Origin of the sequence: Paraburkholderia sp. UYCP14C (assembly GCF_004197395.1) — a bacterium.
Classification (GTDB): Bacteria; Pseudomonadota; Gammaproteobacteria; order Burkholderiales; family Burkholderiaceae; genus Paraburkholderia.
Genome location: NZ_SELS01000172.1, coordinates 1 through 3813 on the forward strand (window position 1 = coordinate 1; position 3813 = coordinate 3813).

4 protein-coding genes and 1 pseudogene are annotated in these 3813 nt (G+C 55.4%); 1 reads left to right on the forward strand and 4 read right to left on the reverse strand.

The annotated features are described in order from the left end of the window. Positions 1-217: pseudogene (locus tag EVC45_RS43745) on the forward strand (IS4 family transposase); the annotation flags it as partial. 130 nt (positions 218-347) lie between these two features. Here the strand turns inward: EVC45_RS43745 and tssC are convergent. The 4 genes from tssC to EVC45_RS43765 form a co-directional block, all read right to left on the reverse strand. Next, complete coding sequence (gene tssC, locus EVC45_RS43750; protein ID WP_129964250.1) at positions 348-1853, reverse strand: type VI secretion system contractile sheath large subunit; 1506 nt, start codon at positions 1851-1853, stop codon at positions 348-350. After that, complete coding sequence (tssB, locus tag EVC45_RS43755; RefSeq protein ID WP_129964251.1) at positions 1846-2382, reverse strand: type VI secretion system contractile sheath small subunit; 537 nt, start codon at positions 2380-2382, stop codon at positions 1846-1848. The genes tssC and tssB overlap by 8 nt, the downstream gene beginning before the upstream one ends. Positions 2383-2400: 18 nt before the next feature. Next, on the reverse strand, positions 2401-2727 hold the full coding sequence (locus EVC45_RS43760; RefSeq protein ID WP_129964252.1) for a hypothetical protein: 327 nt from the start codon (positions 2725-2727) through the stop codon (positions 2401-2403). 390 nt (positions 2728-3117) lie between these two features. Further along, a partial coding sequence (locus tag EVC45_RS43765; RefSeq protein WP_168991667.1) for a Tn3 family transposase occupies positions 3118-3813 on the reverse strand: 696 nt, incomplete at its 5' end.

Below are 3813 nucleotides of genomic sequence, written 5' to 3' on the forward strand. Positions count from 1 at the left end.
CGCCGTGAAGACGCAAATCTGGTGTGCGGTCTCCACCTACGTACTGATCGCAATAGTCAAAAAGGAGCTTCAACTCGGTGCCTCGCTCTACACATTGCTACAGATTCTTTCGGTCTCCGTGTTCGAGAAAACCGAGATTTCATGCGCCTTGCGGCCTGATCTACAGGCTCCAGAAATGACGCAATCCGCTAACCAACTGAATTTATTCGAAATTTAACCGGACACTACTGTTCCTCAATATATATAGTGTTAGGGTGGAACCGGCCAGCAATCGCGTTCGATGCCTGCTCGTCGGTTCCATTTTCTCCGCTGGAGCAATGTAGCTCAATCCGCATGAAACATGGTGCTTACTGGCGATTTTCCCCAGCGGTCTTATCGAGCCTACCGACCAACGATAGCGTGAACGTCGCGCCCATGTACTTGAAGTGAGGGCGGATTTTCACGTCCACGCGATACCATCCCGGATCGGCTGCGACATCCGCCACGACGATGTCGGCCTGACGCAAAGGACGTCGGCTGCGTACACCTTCTGTGGGATTGTCCATGTCCGCAACGTACTGGCGAATCCACGCGTTGAGCTCAGTTTCCAGATCTACCCGCTCTCGCCACGTGCCAATGTTCTCCCGCTGAATCACCTTGATGTAATGTGCAAGGCGACTTACGACTAAAAGGTAGGGCAGCTGCGTACCCAGTTTGTAACTAAGCGCCGCTTCCTCGTCGTCTTTCGTTTTTCCGAATAACTTTGATTTCTGCACCGAATTGGCCGAGAAGAACGCCGCGTTGTCGCTGTTTTTGCGCATTGTCAGGGCGATGAAACCCTGCTCCGCCAACTCGAACTCGCGGCGCTCGGAAATCAGCACCTCGGTCGGAATCTTGTTCTGCAGCTCGCCCATCGACTCGTACCTGTATAGCGGCAAGTCATGCACCGTGCCCCCACCCTGCGGGCCGATGACGTTCGCGCACCACCGATAATCGGCGAAGCTCGACGTCAAACGCGAAGCAAACGCGAAGGCCGCGTTACCCCACAGAAAGTGGTTCGCACCTCCAGACACGTCCTCTTTGTAGTTGAATGTCCTAGCCGGCACCGTCTCAGCACCGTAAGGCACGCGCAGCAGGAAGCGTGGCAATGTGAGTCCGACGTAACGAGCGTCTTCCGATTCGCGGAAGGTATTCCACTTGATGAACTGCGGTCCTTCGAAAATCGATGAAAGATCCTTCAGGTTTGGCAACTGAGCAAAGGCGTCGACTCCGAAAAAGTGCGGACTCGCAGCGGATATGAACGGCGCGTGGCTCATTGTCGATACACTCGCTGCGTATTGGAGCAGCTTCACGTCCTGCGCGCCCGGCCCGAACGCGTAGTTCGCTATGATGGCACCGAATGGCTGGCCACCAAACTGACCATATTCGGCCGCGTAGACATGCTTGTATAGACCGGACATCGGGATTTCCGCGGCGTCCTCAAAATCATCGAGCAACTTCGCCTTGCTCACGCTCAAAATCTGGATTTTGATGTTCTGACGGAAATTCGTGCGGTCCACGAGGAACTTGAGTGAACGCCATGCCGATTCCATCCTCTGGAACTCGGCATGATGTAGAATGGCGTCAACCTGCGTGCACAGCTTTTGGTCCAGGATGGCTATCATGCTGTCGACCGTTGCCTGTGTAATGCACTTGACCACGTTTTGCGGTTTCAGCAACTGCGAAATGAAAGCTTGGATTCCCTGGCGCACCATCGAATAGGCTTCGTCGCCCGGCTCGATTCGCGCCGCCCCAATCAGTTGGTCGAGTAGCGAACGCTCAGCTTCGAACACGGGTGCGACTGTCGTTGCGCGCTGCACTTCCATGTCACTCATGTGTTACCCCCGGTCGTTCTGCCTTCGATTCAGGTCTCTTGTCTGCAATGCCGAGTTCGCCCATCAGACGCGCGCGCGCTTTCTCGTCTACTATCGACGCCTGGACAAACTTGCGGAAATGAGGATTGTTGCCGAGCGGGCCCTTCAACGCTTTGAGCGCATCGCGCAACGCGATCATCTGGCACAACTCCGGCACTTTCTGTACGACTGCGTCAGGAGCAAAATCGTGGATGGACTCAAATTCCAGATTCACTGTGAGCTGCGCGTCCGATCCCGGATTCGCTTCAAGATGGTTCGGCACCACAAGAGCGAGCGCGAGTTTCTGCCCCTTAAGCACTTCATTGAAGTTGTCCTTGTCGACGTTGATCGACTTCATGTCTTCAATCGATGTAGCTTCGCCACGCAAAGTGAAGTCGCCTACCACAAGCAATTTAAGCGGCAGTTCAACTTCCTCCCTTGAATCTCCGGTGGCCGGTCGATAAACGATATTGACCCGCTCCTTGGGAGCGGTTGAACTTTCATATACCATATCTAACTCCGAAAAAAGCTAGCCGGTGTGGAGGTGCGAGACAGCATGCCCTGTTTCGGTCCACGTCTTCACCGTCGCGTTGTGCGCGAGACCCTTGACAAACCGGTATTCGGTTTCGGCAAAGTTTAGATGCGGAACGAATGTGCCGCCATGCTGATTGATCCGTCGAAGGACTCGGCAGCGCATCAGAATCGCATTGCATTCCGATATAAAGACGGTTTCCGAGATTTTCCGCTTTGTCGGGAAAGTCTCCGGGGCGACGCTTTTCGAAGTCTGGGTGGTCTGCTCGAATAGCATGAGGCTGACGAAAAGAAGAACCTCAAGAAAGTGCCCGAAAATGCTCATGACTCGTCGCACTCCGAGTGAAAGCGGCGCGTCGCAAGCCCGGCACCACATGGCACGTTGACGACGTATTTGTGACGCATTGGTGTCCTCGATTGGAGAAGGCGTTTTGGAACCGGGTTGTCCGTGACTGCGAAGGTGCGACGAATCTGTCCAGATGCAACTCTTACTATGAAGATGCAGAGAACGTGCCAGCATGAGCCGCTGCAAAGCAGCCTACGACACCATGTGGAGTCTGCACGTGAAAGCCGTAGACGGGACGTACATGCGGATATCACGCGGGTGTCTGGACGTTGGTTTTCCGACAAACCGTTCATTTTGTGTAACTGAACTTTAGACAGGGGTTCCACGCCCAAACCCCAATAATTTTTGGAATGCTTTAGATTCAATGCGTTAGAGAACTTCGAGGCCGGCCAGCAGGACGCCAAGATCGATCGGATTCGCATTACCCCGGAAGGTGTAGTGACCGAGGAAATGGATGTGCTGCCAGGCGACGGGCGAGATCCGCTTCAGCCTCGCCAGCGCCTTCTGGTTGCACTCGCGTTGATACCGCTCGAACAGCGCCGAGAGCAGCATCGAGTTGAAGGCGATCACGACATTGGCGAGCAGGCGTCCACACTCGTTGCTGATCGCGACATCGAGGTCCGTCCTGCCGATCAGATGTTTCTTGCCGCTGACTTGGGCGAGCATGGAGCGCAGTTGATGGTAGGCCTCGATCCGGTTCTGGGACCGATGGACGTCGCGCTGCAGTTGCGGGTCCAGCAGGTAGCGCAGCGTATAGATACTGCGCACCAGCCTGTCGAATTCGAACACGGCCTTGCGCGCGGGATGATGGGGCGACAGCGCACACAGCTTGCGGATCAGGGCCTGCTGGCTCATTTCCTTGATGCTGAGCGACGCGATGATCTGTTCGATGCCGCCCCGCTGCTCAACGAGCAGTTGCCGGTCGATCTGCCCGGCAGGCTTGATCAGAAAGTGCTCGTAGTGTCCGATATCATCGCCGCAGTACAGACCCCGATGGGCGGGCAAATTCCCCCACCTGTGGGCACCTAAAATCCCCCACCTAGAGACACGCGGAGCATGACGCTG